At 51.2% G+C, this 16702-nt stretch carries 18 protein-coding genes; 9 read left to right on the plus strand and 9 right to left on the minus strand.

What is annotated here, in order from left to right; translation table 11 throughout:
- Window positions 1–12 precede the first annotated feature (12 nt).
- Window positions 13–2145: an AsmA family protein gene (locus CAG65_RS17660; protein ID WP_161454469.1), complete on the plus strand. Its 2133-nt coding sequence runs from the start codon at window positions 13–15 to the stop codon at window positions 2143–2145.
- 64 nt (window positions 2146–2209) lie between these two features.
- Here the strand turns inward: CAG65_RS17660 and cobO are convergent, their stop codons facing one another.
- Window positions 2210–2815 (minus strand): cob(I)yrinic acid a,c-diamide adenosyltransferase, encoded by a 606-nt coding sequence (cobO, locus tag CAG65_RS17665; RefSeq protein WP_021703843.1) that lies wholly within the window; start codon window positions 2813–2815, stop codon window positions 2210–2212.
- Window positions 2816–3138: 323 nt separating this feature from the next.
- Here cobO and CAG65_RS17670 point away from each other — a divergent pair, with 323 nt between their 5' ends.
- Complete coding sequence (locus tag CAG65_RS17670; RefSeq protein WP_161454470.1) at window positions 3139–3588, plus strand: low molecular weight protein-tyrosine-phosphatase; 450 nt, start codon at window positions 3139–3141, stop codon at window positions 3586–3588.
- Window positions 3589–3615: 27 nt separating this feature from the next.
- On the opposite strand, the gene CAG65_RS17675 is transcribed toward CAG65_RS17670, so the two are convergent.
- From CAG65_RS17675 to CAG65_RS17695, 5 genes are all read right to left on the minus strand, one after another.
- A complete protein-coding gene (locus CAG65_RS17675; protein ID WP_161454471.1) occupies window positions 3616–4290 on the minus strand; it encodes an SDR family oxidoreductase in 675 nt (224 codons plus the stop codon).
- 206 nt (window positions 4291–4496) lie between these two features.
- A complete protein-coding gene (locus CAG65_RS17680) occupies window positions 4497–5000 on the minus strand; it encodes a VC2046/SO_2500 family protein (protein WP_021703846.1) in 504 nt (167 codons plus the stop codon).
- Window positions 5001–5134: 134 nt separating this feature from the next.
- Window positions 5135–5668, minus strand: coding sequence for a flavodoxin FldA (gene fldA, locus CAG65_RS17685; RefSeq protein WP_021703847.1), 534 nt, complete (start codon window positions 5666–5668; stop codon window positions 5135–5137).
- Between the two features lie 49 nt (window positions 5669–5717).
- Window positions 5718–5939 (minus strand): DUF2788 domain-containing protein, encoded by a 222-nt coding sequence (locus CAG65_RS17690; RefSeq protein ID WP_021703848.1) that lies wholly within the window; start codon window positions 5937–5939, stop codon window positions 5718–5720.
- 95 nt (window positions 5940–6034) lie between these two features.
- Complete coding sequence (locus tag CAG65_RS17695) at window positions 6035–6796, minus strand: alpha/beta fold hydrolase (protein WP_161454472.1); 762 nt, start codon at window positions 6794–6796, stop codon at window positions 6035–6037.
- 92 nt (window positions 6797–6888) lie between these two features.
- On the opposite strand from CAG65_RS17695, the gene seqA reads away from it, so the two are divergent.
- The gene (seqA, locus tag CAG65_RS17700; protein ID WP_021703850.1) at window positions 6889–7425 is read left to right on the plus strand and encodes a replication initiation negative regulator SeqA; all 537 of its coding nucleotides are present in this window, start codon (window positions 6889–6891) and stop codon (window positions 7423–7425) included.
- 89 nt (window positions 7426–7514) lie between these two features.
- Window positions 7515–9161: a phosphoglucomutase (alpha-D-glucose-1,6-bisphosphate-dependent) gene (gene pgm / locus CAG65_RS17705; RefSeq protein ID WP_161454473.1), complete on the plus strand. Its 1647-nt coding sequence runs from the start codon at window positions 7515–7517 to the stop codon at window positions 9159–9161.
- Window positions 9162–9211: 50 nt separating this feature from the next.
- On the opposite strand, the gene CAG65_RS17710 is transcribed toward pgm, so the two are convergent.
- A complete protein-coding gene (locus CAG65_RS17710; protein WP_161454474.1) occupies window positions 9212–9970 on the minus strand; it encodes a DUF1853 family protein in 759 nt (252 codons plus the stop codon).
- Window positions 9971–10054: 84 nt separating this feature from the next.
- Here CAG65_RS17710 and CAG65_RS17715 point away from each other — a divergent pair, with 84 nt between their 5' ends.
- Window positions 10055–10813 (plus strand): Nif3-like dinuclear metal center hexameric protein, encoded by a 759-nt coding sequence (locus tag CAG65_RS17715; RefSeq protein ID WP_161454475.1) that lies wholly within the window; start codon window positions 10055–10057, stop codon window positions 10811–10813.
- Window positions 10814–10849: 36 nt separating this feature from the next.
- Here the strand turns inward: CAG65_RS17715 and CAG65_RS17720 are convergent, their stop codons facing one another.
- A complete protein-coding gene (locus CAG65_RS17720; protein WP_021703854.1) occupies window positions 10850–11473 on the minus strand; it encodes a trimeric intracellular cation channel family protein in 624 nt (207 codons plus the stop codon).
- A 222-nt stretch (window positions 11474–11695) separates the two neighbouring features.
- On the opposite strand from CAG65_RS17720, the gene CAG65_RS17725 reads away from it, so the two are divergent.
- The 3 genes from CAG65_RS17725 to CAG65_RS17735 all read left to right on the plus strand — a co-directional run bounded on the left by CAG65_RS17725 (window position 11696) and on the right by CAG65_RS17735 (window position 13164).
- Window positions 11696–12226 (plus strand): elongation factor P hydroxylase, encoded by a 531-nt coding sequence (locus CAG65_RS17725; RefSeq protein ID WP_161454476.1) that lies wholly within the window; start codon window positions 11696–11698, stop codon window positions 12224–12226.
- 12 nt (window positions 12227–12238) lie between these two features.
- Window positions 12239–12502 (plus strand): YfcL family protein, encoded by a 264-nt coding sequence (locus tag CAG65_RS17730; protein ID WP_021703856.1) that lies wholly within the window; start codon window positions 12239–12241, stop codon window positions 12500–12502.
- 134 nt (window positions 12503–12636) lie between these two features.
- A complete protein-coding gene (locus tag CAG65_RS17735) occupies window positions 12637–13164 on the plus strand; it encodes an NADPH-dependent FMN reductase (protein WP_161454477.1) in 528 nt (175 codons plus the stop codon).
- Between the two features lie 46 nt (window positions 13165–13210).
- Here the strand turns inward: CAG65_RS17735 and mnmC are convergent, their stop codons facing one another.
- Window positions 13211–15223: a bifunctional tRNA (5-methylaminomethyl-2-thiouridine)(34)-methyltransferase MnmD/FAD-dependent 5-carboxymethylaminomethyl-2-thiouridine(34) oxidoreductase MnmC gene (gene mnmC, locus CAG65_RS17740; RefSeq protein WP_161454478.1), complete on the minus strand. Its 2013-nt coding sequence runs from the start codon at window positions 15221–15223 to the stop codon at window positions 13211–13213.
- 127 nt (window positions 15224–15350) lie between these two features.
- Between mnmC and fabB the strand changes: the two genes are divergently transcribed.
- Window positions 15351–16562, plus strand: coding sequence for a beta-ketoacyl-ACP synthase I (fabB, locus tag CAG65_RS17745; protein ID WP_161454479.1), 1212 nt, complete (start codon window positions 15351–15353; stop codon window positions 16560–16562).
- Window positions 16563–16702: the final 140 nt, after the last annotated feature.

The following is a 16702-nucleotide window of genomic DNA, read 5'->3' on the forward strand; positions in this document are numbered from 1 at the left end:
AGGAAAAAGCTGATGAAGAAAATTGTACTGTTCATTGCTGCGCTTTTGCTGATCGTTGTTATCGGCCTCGCAGCTCTCGTCTTGCTGGTAAATCCTAACCAATTTAAACCTTTGATCGTCGAACAAGCCAAAAAACATACTGGCCTGGAGCTGGTGATCGAAGGGGATATCAGTTGGCAGTTCTTCCCATCGCTCGGTTTTGAGCTGGGCAAAACCGAACTGCGCAACCCGGCGGGCTTCACCAAACCAAACATGCTCAAAGTAGAATCTGTGGGAATTGACGTGTCAGTGATGCCGCTGCTAAGCAAGCAGTTGGAAATTGGCAACGTGACTCTGGATGGGGCTGAATTCAATCTGGAAACGCTTAAAGATGGTCGTAAAAACATCGACGCTCTGAGCAAAGCGCAAACCGCACAAACAGAATCGAAAGCCGCGGAGAGTAACACTCAAACAGCGCCGGAAACGAACGATCAAACCGGTGAGGCAGCTCAATGGACTATCCATCTGGCTGGTGTCACCGTGTCGAATGCGACATTGGATATTCAGGACAAGCAGGCAGGAACGTTTACCAAACTGTACGATGTGTCACTGAACCTGTCGGAGTTTGCGGTCGATACCTGGACCAAAGCGGATTTTGCCGCCAAGGGTGAAAATAATCAGCAGACATTTGGTGCTAAAGGCAACGCCGAATTTAAGTTGGCTCCAGGCTTCAAAGAATACGCGCTGCGTAACATCAAAGTCGATGCTAACTTCAGTGATGCGTCGAATCAGATCGAGTCTGCCAAGTTAGAGCTGGCAACGTTTGAGTTTGATAAAGCCAATGCACTGACTTACGCGGTGAAAGGAAAAGCGGGCGATATGGCGCTGGATCTGAACGGATCTGGTGCACTGAAAGTGAACAAAGCGATCACTCAGGTGAGTGTGAGTAAACTGATGCTGGCTGGCCAGTTGGAAGGCGCAGGTTTGCCTCAGTCGCCGATGAAAGTGGCGATGACATCGGATGTAAATTTTGACCTCAACAAGAGCCACCTCAGTGTGATCCTAGAAACGCTGACCGCGAACGCGATTGCTCTGGACGGAAAAGCGGATGTGACGCTGGGCGATATTCCGAAAGTGCGCTTTACCCTGCACAGCCCGAATATCGATTTAGATGAGTTCCTGGGTCTTGAGTCCACGAACACTGAAAGCAAACCCGCCACATCGGGTGGTAGCCATTCAGGGGCGAAGTCTGGCACGGCTACATCGGCACCTGAACAGGAGCCGGATTTGTCTGCGCTGAAAACCCTCGACGTTCAGGGCGGCATTACCATTGATAAATTCAAAGCATCCAATGCGAAAATGCAGAATGTGAAAGCCAGCTTTACTGTGGATCGCGGTGTGGCCAAACTGACATCCTTTCGCTCTCAGCTGTACGGCGGTTCGGTGAACGCAACCGCCACTCTGGATGCGCGTAAAATGCCAGCGACCTACGCAGTGAAAAAGCAGATCAAAGGTGTACAGGTTCAGCCGCTGCTGAAAGACGTTGCGGACAACGATAAGCTGGAAGGCACCGGGAACATTGATGTGAATGTCCAGGGGCGCAGCCTGACCCCTAGCGGGATCAAAAAGAACCTGGCAGGCACTGTGGTGATCAAGTTTGCAGACGGTGCGGTGAACGGTATCAACGTTGCGCAGATGATTCGTGACGGTTATGCCAAGTTTAAAGGGAAGTCGATTGATGGCAAAGAAGGTGCACAGAAGACCGACTTCAGTGCGATGGGCGCGACGCTAAACTTGAGCCAAGGTGTGGTTTCAACCAAAGACCTGACGATGCAATCGCCATTGCTGCGTATTGGTGGAGAAGGTAAAGCCAACTACATCAATCAAACGGTGGACTTTCTGGTCAGAACGTCGATTGTCGGTACACTGGAAGGCCAAGGCGGTAAAGACATCAATGAGCTGCGTGATCTGACAATTCCAATCAATGTGTCCGGCAAATGGGAGAAACCGAAGTTCAAGTTGGTGTTTGATGATGTGCTCAAACAGAAAGCCCAAAAGGAACTCGACCGTAACCTGGAAAAGCTGGATGAAAAGTTAGGTGATAAGATTAAAGATGAGAAGACCAAAGACGCGATCAACAATGCGATAAAAGGCCTGTTTAATTAAGCACAGCAAACGCAAAAGGGTTGGCCAATGGCCAACCCTTTTTTGTTATCAACGAAAGCCGCGCTTACCAGTCGACGCCTTTGAGCGCTTTGACACCCGATTCAAAAGCGTGTTTGACGTTGCGAACTTCGGATACCGTATCGGCCATGTCGATCAGAGTACGGTGGGCACCGCGGCCGGTAATGATCACAGATTGCATTGGCGGGCGGGCGTTCAACGCATCAACCACTTCATCCAGCTCAATGTAGCCATAGCTGACCATATAGGTCAGTTCATCGAACAGTACAACATCCAGAGATTCATCGGTCAGCATTCGTTTACATTGCTGCCAGACTTGTTGCGCTGCGTCGGTGTCTGCGGCTTTATTCTGAGTTTCCCAGGTAAAACCGGTCGCCATAACCTGAAATTCGACACCGAGCTTTTCCAATAGGTTGCGTTCCCCGTTCTCCCAAGTGCCTTTAATGAATTGGGCGACAGCACAAGATTTACCATGGCCGATTGCCCGGACGATGGTGCCGAAGCCGGAGGTTGACTTGCCTTTGCCGTTGCCGGTAATGATCAGCAGTAAGCCTTTCTCTTCTTGCGCCGCTGCAACCCGTGCGTCCACTTGTTCTTTGACTTTCTGCTGCCGTGCTTTATGGCGTGCTTCTTTGCTGTCCTCTGCAGACATCTTTTCTCTCCCTAAACGAAACTGATTTCCAGCCATCATAACGAAAAAACGCCACACTAAATACCGTGATTATTCAGGGATATCCGCAAACTTGATAATGGAAACATCGTATGTATTTGGGGGCAAAGTGGCAAATTCGACGTCTGGTTACAACGGATCGCTCAGATAGATAGCGAGGTCACATGATTGCACTGGCTGTCCGACGCAATCTGAAGTAGGTTTTAGGGAGCACTCTCGTCAGCTACCCGCGGTGGTGGAGGCAATACATTACCCGGTGGGAGGAAAGTGATTGTCGTGATTTGGATGATTTGCAGGAGGCAGCTTTGAAGAAAATTCTGGTGGTATGTATGGGGAATATCTGTCGCTCTCCGACAGGTGAAGCAGTACTGCGTGCGAAGGCGCGGCAACTCGGAGTGGATATTGAGGTCGATTCAGCGGGCACCATAGACTTTCATACTGGCAGCGGGCCGGATGCCCGAGCTCGGGCGGCCGGTGAGCAGAGAGGGTATTCTTTTGATGACATCCAGGCACGCCAAGTTAACTGTTGGGATTTTGAACACTTCGATTACATTCTTGCGGCTGACGCTGACAATCTGGCTGACTTGACCGATCGGTGTCCGTCAGAGCACCAACACAAACTGTCGCTGTTTTTGAGCCATGCGGATTCTGATTACGATGAAATCCCGGACCCTTACTATGGTGGGGCAAACGGATTCGAACTGGTGCTCGATCTCATTGAAGAGGCCAGCGATAACCTGCTGCGGAAGTTGTAGTGGCCTGCATTTCAACATTCATGCTTATCAGGCGGCCATGATGCGGCCGCTGAAATAATCATTGGCAACAATGTATTCGGTATTGCGGATCAGCTCATCGTTGATTTCAGCCCAGTGTAATTCGTCATCGCACTCTTGCGCTGTAATCGCTGGGACAACACCGCCCACCCGAATATTGAACGGAGTCAGCTCTCGGGCCCAGCTTTGTGTGAACCCCGTGACCATTGACGCCGCATTCTCAAAGCCGGACAAATCCCGGTAATCTTCATGCGCGACGACATTGACGATCACACCGCGTTTGTTGGCACGTCGCATGTGATCTGCGGTGGCTTGACCGAAGGTAAACAGCGTGGACGCCATTAAAGCCAGTCTCTGGGTAAAAGTGTCTGGAGAAAAATCACTGACCAAACGCGGCATTGGCCGGGTCGTCAGTGTGTTGACTAACACGTCTGGCCCACTGCCGTAGCAGTCTTCAACAAAGGCAAACAGGGCATCCAGCGAAGCTTGGGTATGATCGTGCAACTGGAAGGCATGAACGTCAGGAGACACCCGCTGGCAACCGTCTCTGGTTTGGTGCAGGCGGTGGATATCTTTGTCGCACAAAATCACTTTGGCGCCAAGCGAAGCAAAGTGTGTCGCCAGAGTTGCCCCTAGCGTAGAACCAGCAGAAGTGACTAATATAACGGCACTTTTTATATCCATGGGCAACCCCAAGCTGAAGGTGAATTTGTCCCGGAAGAGGAGAAATTTGTCCACATAGCATGGTTGATTAGCTGTGACTTGGATGTGAATAACATCAAATTAATGGGTCGTATAAGCCGTTAATGTGAAATTCTTTGCAGCATTTCACATATCTGGGTGTAGGGCATGAATCGGGCTTGATGTTATCTAGAGGCGCTTCTAATGAATCAAGCAGTTAACTGAATTTGAGCCTGACGTTGTGCACGGACAAGCTGATTGTACAGGTCAGCAGGTAGGGCCTGACGCGGCTCTGTCTCTGCCAACTGGCGCCGCTGATGGCCTGACAAGTTGTGGTAGACTTCTTCAGGTAAACCGTGAGTGCCTTCTGGCAGATAAGCGAGCGCATCTGGGGTCAGATAGTGGCAGAGCTTGGCGCTGGGCAGACCAGCGTCATGAAATTGAGCAGCCTGGTGTGCGGAGATCGCGTACGAGCTCTGATCGGCGCTAAGAGGCTGAGGAACAGGAAGCTCAAAACGTTGTCGCAGCAGTTGTTCGGTGGTGTGCGTTTGGTTGATCATTTCCACCGGGGTGGTGTCACGAACGTCACTGGAAAACATCGACAGCAGCAAACCAAAATCGGCACGACGTCCTTCGTGAACGGCTTGGTTAATACCATTACCGAACTGAAGTTCGTTGATGATGCCAGCTTTGTCTAAGGTGTGTATTTGCATGGTGCTCCCCGTCTGATGAACTGTTAACGGCATGAGCGCGAAAAACTTTAGCGAAGTAATTGAAAAACAGTATGTTGTGAGCTACGAGCGAAAAAAAGCCCCGCGAGTGCGGGGCTATCGGAATTTGGTGGGGCTCAGTCTTCGAGTTCCGCCAGACACATCTCTTCGTAGATCTGCTCAACCCAATTTTTCACTCGTTCATCGGTCAGTTCTGGTTGACGGTCTTCGTCAATGCACAGACCAACAAAGTTGCTGTCGTCACCTTCAACCAACGCTTTCGAAGCTTCGAACTCGTAACCGTCTGTTGATGTATGGCCCAGAATCGTACCGCCTTTTGCTTCGACGATATCGCGTACGGTTCCCATCGCGTCACAGAAGTACTCAGCGTAATCTTCCTGATCACCACAACCAAAGATAGCAACCAGCTTGGTTGAAAAATCGATCTGTTCCAGTTCTGGGAAGAAATCGTCCCAGTCACACTGTGCTTCACCGTAGTACCAAGTTGGGATACCAAGTAGCAGCAGATCAAAGTTATCAATGTCTTCTTTACTGCTCTTTGCGATGTCTTGAACGTGAACCAGTTTCTTACCCAGTTGCTTTTGAATCATCTTCGCAATAGCTTCAGTGTTACCTGTATCGCTACCAAAGAAGATACCTACACTTGCCATAGATTCATTACCTTTAATTTTGTCTGTGGTTGGCGGTCAGAGACGAGAATTAACCCAGTCCGGTGCCTTCCCAGGAGAGCTGTATCAGGCCTTTCGCGATAAAACCTGCGCACCCCAAAAACAGCACCAGCCATACAATACGACGACCAAATACCGGAACATTGCCCTGTTTCAGAACATCTTTTATTGCCATACCAATCAGGAAAAAGATAGACGCAAAAAGCAAATCAAGTCCAATTGACTCGATCATGTTCATGTAGTCGTAAAGCATGGAATCCCTTTCTGCCAATTTTGCTTGCGCGAACTATACCACTGTTATTCGGTAAAGTTAATGCGATCATGTCGCATTCACGTCACAAGCGCTACTCAGAGAAATTTGCGAATTGCGCGCAGTACTTCCGCCGGTTTTTCCGCATGCAACCAGTGGCCAGTGTTGGCGATCACATGGGCTTTGGCGTTTGCGAACTGCGCTTGCACCTGGCCTTGATGCTCTGTAGTGAGATAGTCAGAGTCTCCTCCTTTGACAAACAGCGTCGGAATCGATGTCAGAGGGATAGGCTCCCAGCCCAAAATACAATCGTAATTGGCCAGCAGTGCCGGAACATTGAAACGCCAGGTTAAAGTATTGCCTTGTTTATACAGTGACTTAGATAGAAACTGCCGGACGCCATCGATCTCAATGTGCTCAGCCAGCATCGCCAAGGCCTGGGCTCGGGTGGTAGGTGGCGTATTGAGAACGTGTTGCAGTCCGGCAAACACGTTGTCGTGTCGACGTACTTGATACGCCACTGGGGCCATGTCCATCACCACCAGTTTGGCCATGGAATCCGGCGCAACCTCTGCCAGTTTCATGGCGACTTTACCGCCCATGGAGTGGCCGATGACGGTCACGTCGTCGAGGTTAAGATGGTCGAACAGGGCGGCCACGTCCTCAGCCATAAGCGCATAATTATGCTCATCAGAGTGGAGCGACTGGCCATGATTGCGCAGGTCCACGCTCAGGACCTGATGATCGTCGCGCAGGTCGCGTGCCAGCAGGCCAAGGTTATCCAAATTACCGAACAGGCCGTGGATCAGTACAATGGTGTGACCCTCACCTTCAAGTTTGTAGTTGAGCAGCTGTGACATTTTATCTTATTCGTGACTGGTTTAACGTAGAGTCTCGGGAAAGATCTCGCTATAATCCCCCAGAGTTTAAACATAGAGATTGTGAAAAGCGAATGAAAACAATTGAGGTTGATGAGGATCTATACCGTTACATCGCAGGCCAGACCCAACATATTGGCGAGAGCGCTTCGGATATTCTGCGCCGCCTGCTTAACGTGGATGGCAAAGCGGTCAAACAAGCACCTGCTGTGGCGCAGCCGAAAGGCATCGTAGTCAGCAAAGATGCCGGTAAAGATCAGCAGATCGATGCAGTAAAAGAGATGCGCTCACTGCTTATTTCCGACGAGTTTGCCGGTCTGAAAAAAGCAATTGACCGTTTTATGCTGGTGCTTTCAACATTACACCGCATCGACCCACAAAGTTTCTCTGAAGCCACTCAGGTGAAAGGCCGTAAACGTGTGTACTTTGCGGATAACCAGCAGACTCTGCTGGCGAGCGGCAACACCACCAAGCCAAAAGCCATTCCTAATACCCCATTCTGGGTGATCACCAACAACAATACCAGCCGCAAACGCCAGATGGTTGAGCAGCTGATGGTCAGAATGAACTTCCAGGCAGAACTGATTGAAAAAGTCACCAACTCAATCTAAAAAAGTCTGATTGAAACCTCATAATGCACAAGTTGAACTCAGTATTATGAGGTTTTTTATTTTCTCGTTTTTAAAGAAAGGATGTCATAATGGCGATGCACCCACGCGCGGGACAAAAAGCGCAGCAGCAAGACCTTCACAACATTCCAGCCCTGGTAGCCAACTATTTTCTTCTTCAGCCTGACCCAAGTAATCCGGACCACAAAGTACAGTTTGGTACTTCTGGTCATCGTGGGACCGCGGATAAGACGACCTTCAACCAGAATCACATTCTGGCGATAGCTCAGGCGGTGGCAGATGTGCGTGCTGAGCAAGGCACGGCGGGGCCGTTGTTTGTCGGTAAAGATACTCACGCTTTGTCTGAGCCAGCGTTTCACAGTGTTGTGGAAGTGCTGGTGGCGAATGGAATTGAAGTGGTGGTGCAGGAGAAGCGTGGTTATACCCCAACACCGGGTATCTCTCATGCTATTTTGAGCTACAACCGTCAGCACCATGATAAAGCGGACGGCATCGTCATTACGCCTTCTCATAACCCCCCTCAGGATGGCGGCATCAAATACAACCCGACGCACGGTGGCCCGGCGGAAGACGCACTAACGAAGGCCATTGAGAACCGTGCGAATGCCCTGATAGCGGCCGACATGCACGGCGTTCAGCGTCTCACTCCAGAGCAGGTGGTGGCATCAGGACTGGTTAAAGAGCGGGATCTGGTGAAACCGTACATTGATGATTTGGTCAATGTGATTGATATGCAGGCGATTCAGCAGGCAGGCCTGAAGATCGGTGTGGATCCACTGGGCGGCAGCGGGATTGATTACTGGCGCCAGATCGCCACGACGTACAATCTGGATCTGACGCTGGTCAGCGAGGCCATTGATCCGTCGTTCCAGTTTATGTCTCTGGACAAAGACGGTGTGATCCGGATGGACTGCTCATCGCCATACGCGATGGCGGGCTTGCTGGCGCTTAAAGATGATTACGATTTGGCATTTGGGAATGACCCGGATTATGACCGCCACGGCATCGTGACACCGAAAGGTCTGATGAACCCAAACCATTACCTGGCAGTGTGTATCGACTACCTTTATCGTCATCGCGATGGTTGGGGGCAGAACGTTGCGGTGGGTAAAACTCTGGTGTCCAGCGCCTTGATCGACCGCGTGGTCGCGGATTTGGGCCGCAATCTGTGTGAAGTCCCGGTTGGCTTTAAATGGTTTGTGGATGGGCTGTACCAGGGGCAGTTTGGTTTTGGTGGTGAAGAGAGCGCAGGAGCTTCATTTTTGCGCAAAGATGGCACGCCGTGGTCCACCGATAAAGATGGCATTATTCTTTGTTTGCTGGCGGCGGAAATTACCGCGGTGACAGGCAAAAATCCGCAGCAATACTACGAAGAGCTGGCGGCCAAGCACGGTGAGTCTCAGTATAACCGTATTCAAGCGGTGGCCAACGGCGCCCAAAAAGAGGTGCTGAAAAAGCTCTCTCCTGAAATGGTGTCGGCTGAAACGTTGGCGGGCGATCCTATCACCGCACGTCTGACGCATGCGCCAGGCAATGGTGCGGCGATTGGGGGGCTGAAAGTCACCACTGACAACGGCTGGTTTGCTGCGCGCCCGTCCGGTACGGAAGAGATTTACAAGATTTACTGCGAGAGCTTCAAAGGCGCTGAGCACCTGAAGCAGATTGAAACCGAAGCGCAGGATATCGTGAATCAGGTTTTTACCAACGCAGGTCTGTAAATCTCTGTTACTTTCATGCAAAAGCGGCCAACCGGCCGCTTTTTTGATCATTATTGGCTGTTGTTCGGCCATTGGTCCGGCACGATGAACCAAAATCGTCCGGTGTCATCCTGACAGTGGATAAAGCGCTCTGTGACACCGGTGACGAGCGGTGAGCTTGCGTCCCGGCCGCTGATCCACTGTGGTTTATCCAGTTGGTACAGAGTCTGCGTTATTTGGGGCCTCTGGCTCTGATAGCACCAGAGCCCCTTAATGCGCTCCGGATTGAGCGCATAGCCCAAACACGTTGGCGGGATCGGCTGTGGGTCGAACGGGTTGATATACAGACGACCTTGCATCAGCAGGTGTTGAGTCATCGTTGGCCAGTGTGGATAGCGTTCGGTGAACGCGTCGGTCTGGCTCATTTGAAGCTGATGACTGAGCATTCTGGTCAGTTTCTTATCCAGTTGATCGTGGGCATTGGGGCCAAACCAGAGCCCGTCTTTTAATAAATAAAACTTGATGGCCACTTCCCAATGCTGGAGTGCGTTACTGGGTAGGTGGCGCACGATAAAATCAATGGCACCAAGAGTTTGTCCCTTGTGTTGTAACTGAATTTCTTCCGCCTCGACCTGGAAATCCGGATGACGCTGAAACAGTTGATGGCACACATGCTGATACAAAAATCCCAGGCGAGGGTTCCCCTGATACACGTCATCAAGAGCACTGAGATCGACGGTGAAGGGAGGCTGGGTTTCCAGCGGCGTGTGGGCCGAAAACAAAGTTGGGGTCGTGGCCACCCATCGGGCGATTTGGCTTAGCTGAGTCATAGGTCAATCAGTCCGTTGTTTTCGACATTTTAACGCGAAATTGCTATAACCTGTCCAATCAAATCCAAGCCAATGGAATGTAGAATGAATATCCTCCAACTTGAAGCGTTGCTGAACGAAAAACTGTCCCCGCAGTTGATCAAAGATTATGCTCCGAATGGTTTACAGGTCGAAGGCCGCTCCGAAGTGAAGAAAATTGTTACTGGCGTAACGGCGTCACAGGCCTTAATCGATCAAGCGGTCGCACTCAACGCCGATGCCTTACTGGTGCACCACGGCTATTTCTGGAAAGGTGAGCCAGCCCCGATTCGTGGTATGAAGGGTAACCGTATCCGGACGCTGATTAAGCACGACCTGAATTTGCTTGGTTATCACTTACCTTTAGATATCCACCCTGAGCTGGGCAACAACGCTAAACTGGCTGAACTGTTAGGAATCCGTGTTGAAGGTGGGCTGGAGGGGCCCCCACAATCGGTAGCCATGTATGGCGCGCTGGACCAGGCCGTAAGCGGCGAAGAATTTGCCGCCCGAATCGAACAAGTGCTGCACCGCACGCCGCTGCACATAACGCCGGACGGCAGCCATAAAATGATCCAAACCGTCGGTTGGTGTACCGGGGGGGGGCAGGACTATATCGAACTGGCTGCGCAGCATGGTCTGGACGCCTTTATTTCTGGTGAAGTGTCCGAGCGAACCACTTATTCAGCGCGTGAACAGGATATCCATTATTTTGCTGCTGGGCACCATGCGACAGAACGCTACGGAGTCAAAGCGCTCGGAGAATGGCTGGCGCAGGAGCATGGTTTCGAAGTCACTTTCATTGATATTGATAACCCGGTTTAATACCAGACTAAAAACGCCCTCCTTGGAGGGCGTTTTTTAATGCAGTGAGCTTTCCGTTTCGAGCTGAAAAGACGGTAAGCGCCATTTAAAACGCACAGCGGCCATGCGCAGCGTGTAGCCGATAACCAGAGTGATAATGGTCGCGTGCACGTCGGCGACCCCAAACTCAAGCAGCGCCAAATACAGTCCGGACGCAAACAGCGCCACGGAGGCATACAATTCTTCGTGCAGTACCAGAGGGGTCTGACGACAAATCAGATCGCGTAGCAAGCCACCGAATACCCCTGTAACCAGTGCCGAGACCATGCAGATCAGCGCATGGTGCCCCATGCCCATCGCAATTTTGGTGCCGATGATACTAAATACGATCAAACCGAGCGCATCCAGACGAATAAACAAACCTTTCAGTTTGAGTACCCACTTGGCCACGCCAGTGGTCAGCACTCCTGCAACACAGGTGATGGCCAGAAACTCGGGATTCTTTACCCAGCCTAATGGGTAATGACCCAACAGGATGTCACGTACGGTACCACCGCCAATGGCTGTTGCACTGGCCACCAACATCACACCAAACCAGTCCATTTTACGTCGGCCCGCACTCAGCGCGCCTGTCATAGCTTCCGCTGTAATACCAATAATATAGAGAACACTCAACAGCATGGCTGTACCACTCAGTAAATCATTGCACAAAGCAGTGAAACAGGATGAAAAATGAAAGCGAGAGTGTAGTGGGAAATGTGATCTGTGACGAATGAGATTTTGTATCTCGAAAATCTGTTTCAGATTAACAAAACTAATAACTGCTTTTGTTGTGGGGCTTTACCCTGACATCAAAACAAGCGAGAATGCGCGCCGCACACTTTTCGACAACATTACAGAGTCATGACCCATCAGTATCACGATCTGATTGAGATATTCAACGCCACGTTTTTTGACCGTTATAACACCCGCCTGGAACTGGGTGAGGATGAGCCTATCTATCTGCCGGCAGATGAGAATACCCAGTACCACCGTATCATCTTTGCCCGCGGATTCTATGCCTCGGCGCTGCATGAGATCTCCCATTGGTGTGTGGCGGGGCCACAGCGACGCCTGCTGGAAGATTTTGGGTATTGGTATGAACCCGATGGCCGCACAGAGCAAAAGCAAGCGGAGTTTGAGAAGGTGGAGATTCGTCCTCAGGCGTACGAATGGGTGTTGTCGGTCAGTGCTGGCTTTCCTTTTACTGTCAGTTGTGACAATCTACACGGCGATTTTGAGCCGGATCGTCTGGCGTTTATGCATAAAGTTCATGCGGAAGTAATGAGCATCCTGGATACAGGCTTGCCACCAAGAGTGAAGCTGTTGTCTGAGGCATTGCGGGCATTTTATGGCATTAAAGCGCTGGAAGCTGGTGACTTCACCGTTAAGTAAAAAGAGACCAAAATGATTATTGAGTTTGAAGAAAAGCTACTTGAACTGATTGATGCCCGTATTGAAATGGCATCGGATGATGAACTGTTTGCAGGTGGTTATTTACGTGGTCATATTTCTCTTTCTGCGGCGTCGTGCGAAGAAGAAGGCATTCAGGATATTGCTGAACTGAAAGCGCGTATCGAACAAAGCCTTGACGCAGCGCGTTCTGAACTCTCTCCGGCGGATCGAATCATTGTCAGTGATCTGTGGCAGGAGCTACAAAGCCAGGCTTAAGCCGACGTTTTTGCTGCCCGACTTCAGGACTCATTCAAATTTTTTGAATGAGTCCTTATAAAAATTACCCTTGTGAGAATCTGTGGCTGATTTATTCTGGTCAGCAATTAAGCGGAACCACAAAGGATAACCTCATGAAAGTGATCGCATTTGGTGCCAGCACCAGTTCAACGTCTATCAACAAAGCCCTTGCAACCTACGCTGCGAATTTGATCGAAGGGGCACAAGTCCAAGTGCTCGACATCAACAACTATCAAGTACCAATGTTCAGTGAAGATACTGAGAAAGCCATTGGGAAAGCGGAAGGTGCGGACGCATTTTTACGCGATTTGAGTGAGGCGGACGCGTTTGTGATTTCATTCGCTGAGCATAATGGCCACCATCCGGCAGCCTACAAAAATCTGTTTGACTGGGCGACTCGTATTGATCGCGATGTGTTTAAAAGCAAACCCGCAGTGTACTTGGCGACCTCGCCAGGTCCGGGCGGTGCTTCATCGGTGTTGTCGGCAGCCACCAACTCAGCGCAGTTTTTTGGCGGTAATGTGAAAGCGTCGCTGTCGGTACCCAGCTTCTATGATAATTTTGACATGGCGGTGGGCAAACTGACGAACTCAGAGATTGAAGAGCAAATCCTCGCAGCCGTCGCTCAGTTGCGTGACTAATTCCGCGAGAAAAAACGCCTCTATACAAAGAGGCGTTTTTTTGTGTTTACAGTTTAGTCAGCGCCTTGCCCTTACGAAGCTTACGCACCCACATCCGGCTAGGGTGTAAGGCCTCCAGCACGTCCACGGGCAGCGGCATCGGGTCGGCGCAGATCTGTGATGCCAGCACTTCAGCCAGCAGCGGGGCTGAGCTCAGACCACGTGAGCCGAGACCGAGCAGGCAATAGAGATTCTCTTGGCTGGCCACCGGCTTCACCTGTTCCGCTTTTTGCAGATGCAAATCAGCGTAGGTGTGTTTGATGGCAGTAAAATCACCAACATTGCCGACAAATGGCAGGTGATCACGGCTGACACAGCGGATTCCCTGACGAGACTGATTAGCTGATATATCCACTTGCTCAGGCCAGCTCTGGTCAGGGACGCATTTACGTAACTTGCCGGCATTTTCAAGCTGGGCCTGTGGATCAAATGCGCGATTCAGGTTGTCACGGTCGTAACTCGCCCCAATGCAATGTTGACCATTGTTCGGATTCTGCGGCGTCATGTAACCGTCATAGCACAATACGGTTTTCATTTGGCTCAGTGTGGTATTGGTTGGTACATGGCTGACCTGGCCTTTGACCTGACCAAGTGGAATATCGGCAGTAGGTGCCAGTTCGGCAAACTGATGGCCATTCGCGACCACCACGACCTGATGGGTAAACTGTTTGTCGTGGCAATGCAGCACCCATTGCTCACCGCAGCGCTCCAACTGAGTGACGGGATGGTTAAAATTTGCCGAGAAATGCTCGCCTTGCATTAGCTCTGCCAGCAGCCCGCGGGTGAACTGTGCCGGACACAACCAGCCGCCGAGAGGATAGAAGACGCTGTCGACACTGACAGGCAGACCCAGCGTTTGGCTGGTTTGTGTGGCGTCCAGCCCCGTGACCAGATTGGCTGAGAACTGGCCCTCAAGCAACTTAGTCAGTTTTTGTCTGGCGCGTTCATCCCACATCAATTGCGTGACGCCACACCAGTCATGATCAAACTTGAAGCACTGAGCCATTTGCGACACGAACTGGCGGGCGAACAAAAATGCCGGGGCAAATACCCGAGAGACCCCGCTGTGGTTACCGTTGAGCAGCGGATAAATAGCGCCCTGACGGTTACCGGAAGCTCCTTGAGCGGCCGTGTCATCAGCGCAGTATAAGGTCACGTTCACACCGCGTCGGGTGAGGGTTTTGGCCAGCGTGGCGCTGGCGATGCCACCGCCAATGATGGCCACATCGTCGACACATGGGGTGCTGCTGCGATGGAACCAGGCTTTATGATTGGGCGGGGTGTGACGCTCAGGCAGATGGCCGGCGATCATGTCACGCTTGGTGCCGAATCCTTTGACTTTTTTCATATCAAAGCCGGCTTCTATCAGGCCTCGGCGCACAAAACCCGCTGCAGTAAATGTCGCGCAGGTACAGTGAGCTTTGGCCAGTTTAGCCATGCCGTTAAACAGATCCTGATTCCACATTTCCGGGTTTTTGCTCGGGGCGAAGCCGTCCAGGAACCAGGCGTCGATGATGCCATGTTCTCCGGTTGGCACTTGTGGCATACAGTCTTTGATATCCCCAAACCACAAATCGAGAGTTACTGCGCCATCGGCCAGGATGATACGCTGACATTCTGGCACGGCAATCGGGTAGTGCGCTTGCAACTGCGCCGCATATTCAGCCAACTCCGGCCAGGCCTGATGCGCTTTGATCAGGTCCTCTTTACTGAGCGGGTATTTTTCAAAGCTGACAAAATGCAGCTCTTTTAATGGCGCATGCGGGTTTTGCTGTCTAAATTCATCAAACCACTGCCAGACCGCCAGAAAGTTGAGACCGGTGCCGAAACCGGTTTCACCGATCACAAAGCGGCGCTGGTCATACTCGTGCCATCTTTGCGGGAGATGATTCTGGTGGAGAAAGACATAACGGGTCTCTTCTAAGCCGTTGACGTTGGAGAAATAAACGTCATCAAACTGGTCGGAGACCGGAGTGCCTGCTTCATTCCAGGCCAATTCGGCATTTTTAATTGATGTCATACTGTCTCTATCGGAGGCGAATTCTCGTTGTGTGGGGCGGGATTGTACGAATTTATGGGAAAGCTGACCACTTCTGTGGGGCTTCTTAGTTATTATTTAGCGGAATTTTGAATTATAGGAATGTCACATGAAACGAGTCGTAATCACCGGTATGGGTATTGTTTCAAGTATCGGTAACAACGTCGAAGAAGTTTTAGCGTCTTTGAAAGCAGGTAAATCAGGCATTACCGCTTCTGAACAGTTTAAAGAGAACGGTCTACGCTCTCAAGTTTGGGGCAACCTGAAGATGAACCCTGCCGACCATATCGATCGCAAGAAAATGCGCTTTATGGGTGATGCGGCAGCGTTTGCGTACCTTTCTATGGAACAGGCGATTGCCGACGCTGGTCTGACAGAAGATCAGGTTTCTAACGAGCGCACTGGTTTGGTCGCGGGCTCGGGTGGTGCGTCATCGGTGAACCAAATTGCCGCGGTTGATATCTTGCGTGAGAAAGGCGTTAAGCGTGTTGGTCCTTACATGGTACCACGTACGATGTCATCGACCGTGTCTGCCTGTTTGGCCACGCCGTTTAAGATCCGTGGCGTTAACTACACCATGAGTTCGGCCTGTGCGACGTCAGCGCACTGTATCGGCCACGCGATGGAGCTGATCCAACTGGGTAAACAGGATGTGGTTTTTGCTGGTGGCGGTGAAGAGCTGGACTGGACACTGACCATGATGTTTGACGCGATGGGCGCACTATCTACCAAATACAACGACACACCAGAAAAGGCGTCTCGTACTTATGATGCTGACCGTGATGGTTTCGTCATTTCTGGTGGTGGCGGCATGCTGGTGGTTGAAGAGCTGGAACATGCGCTGGCCCGCGGTGCGAAGATTTACGGTGAAATCGTCGGTTACGGTGCGACGTCTGATGGCTACGATATGGTGGCGCCGTCAGGTGAAGGAGCCGTTCGTTGTATGAAGATGGCTATGCAGGATGTTGATGGCGTGGACTACGTCAACACTCACGGCACGTCAACGCCTGTTGGTGATGTGAAAGAGCTGGGTGCGATTCAGGAAATCTTTGGCGACAACAGCCCGGCAATTTCAGCGACCAAAGCCATGACGGGTCACGCATTGGGTGCGGCTGGTGTGCACGAAGCCATCTACTCAACGCTGATGCTCAATCACGGCTTCATCGCCCCAAGCATTAATATCGATAACCTTGACGAAGCGGCAGACGGCCTGGATATCGTCATGGAAACCCGTGATGCCGAGCTGACGACCGTGATGTCAAACAGCTTTGGTTTTGGCGGTACAAACGCGACCTTGGTGATCAAGAAATACCAGGGTTAATGAAACGAATGCCTACTGGCAATCAGTTTCCAGAGCGGATCAGCACTGGCTGATCGAACAGACGCAGACTCTGTCCCCTGGAGAGCGGGACAGGATCCTTTTGTTCTGGAATATTACCCGGCTGCCGTAAGGAGCCGGGT

The sequence above is a fragment of the Vibrio sp. V39_P1S14PM300 genome (assembly GCF_009904765.1).
GTDB classification, from domain to species: Bacteria; Pseudomonadota; Gammaproteobacteria; order Enterobacterales; family Vibrionaceae; genus Vibrio; species Vibrio proteolyticus.

What these genes read in the sequence shown, in the direction of transcription:
- cobO (WP_021703843.1), bottom strand. Translation starts at nt 2,815, where the DNA reads ATGTCTGCAGAGGACAGCAAAGAAGCACGCCATAAAGCACGGCAGCAG.
- CAG65_RS17690 (WP_021703848.1), bottom strand. Translation starts at nt 5,939, where the DNA reads ATGCTTTACGACTACATGAACATGATCGAGTCAATTGGACTTGATTTG.
- CAG65_RS17720 (WP_021703854.1), bottom strand. Translation starts at nt 11,473, where the DNA reads ATGCTGTTGAGTGTTCTCTATATTATTGGTATTACAGCGGAAGCTATG.
- CAG65_RS17725 (WP_161454476.1), top strand. Translation starts at nt 11,696, where the DNA reads ATGACCCATCAGTATCACGATCTGATTGAGATATTCAACGCCACGTTT.
- mnmC (WP_161454478.1), bottom strand. Translation starts at nt 15,223, where the DNA reads ATGACATCAATTAAAAATGCCGAATTGGCCTGGAATGAAGCAGGCACT.
- fldA (WP_021703847.1), bottom strand. Translation starts at nt 5,668, where the DNA reads ATGGCAAGTGTAGGTATCTTCTTTGGTAGCGATACAGGTAACACTGAA.
- seqA (WP_021703850.1), top strand. Translation starts at nt 6,889, where the DNA reads ATGAAAACAATTGAGGTTGATGAGGATCTATACCGTTACATCGCAGGC.
- CAG65_RS17660 (WP_161454469.1), top strand. Translation starts at nt 13, where the DNA reads ATGAAGAAAATTGTACTGTTCATTGCTGCGCTTTTGCTGATCGTTGTT.
- pgm (WP_161454473.1), top strand. Translation starts at nt 7,515, where the DNA reads ATGGCGATGCACCCACGCGCGGGACAAAAAGCGCAGCAGCAAGACCTT.
- CAG65_RS17715 (WP_161454475.1), top strand. Translation starts at nt 10,055, where the DNA reads ATGAATATCCTCCAACTTGAAGCGTTGCTGAACGAAAAACTGTCCCCG.
- CAG65_RS17695 (WP_161454472.1), bottom strand. Translation starts at nt 6,796, where the DNA reads ATGTCACAGCTGCTCAACTACAAACTTGAAGGTGAGGGTCACACCATT.
- fabB (WP_161454479.1), top strand. Translation starts at nt 15,351, where the DNA reads ATGAAACGAGTCGTAATCACCGGTATGGGTATTGTTTCAAGTATCGGT.
- CAG65_RS17710 (WP_161454474.1), bottom strand. Translation starts at nt 9,970, where the DNA reads ATGACTCAGCTAAGCCAAATCGCCCGATGGGTGGCCACGACCCCAACT.
- CAG65_RS17675 (WP_161454471.1), bottom strand. Translation starts at nt 4,290, where the DNA reads ATGGATATAAAAAGTGCCGTTATATTAGTCACTTCTGCTGGTTCTACG.
- CAG65_RS17730 (WP_021703856.1), top strand. Translation starts at nt 12,239, where the DNA reads ATGATTATTGAGTTTGAAGAAAAGCTACTTGAACTGATTGATGCCCGT.
- CAG65_RS17680 (WP_021703846.1), bottom strand. Translation starts at nt 5,000, where the DNA reads ATGCAAATACACACCTTAGACAAAGCTGGCATCATCAACGAACTTCAG.
- CAG65_RS17735 (WP_161454477.1), top strand. Translation starts at nt 12,637, where the DNA reads ATGAAAGTGATCGCATTTGGTGCCAGCACCAGTTCAACGTCTATCAAC.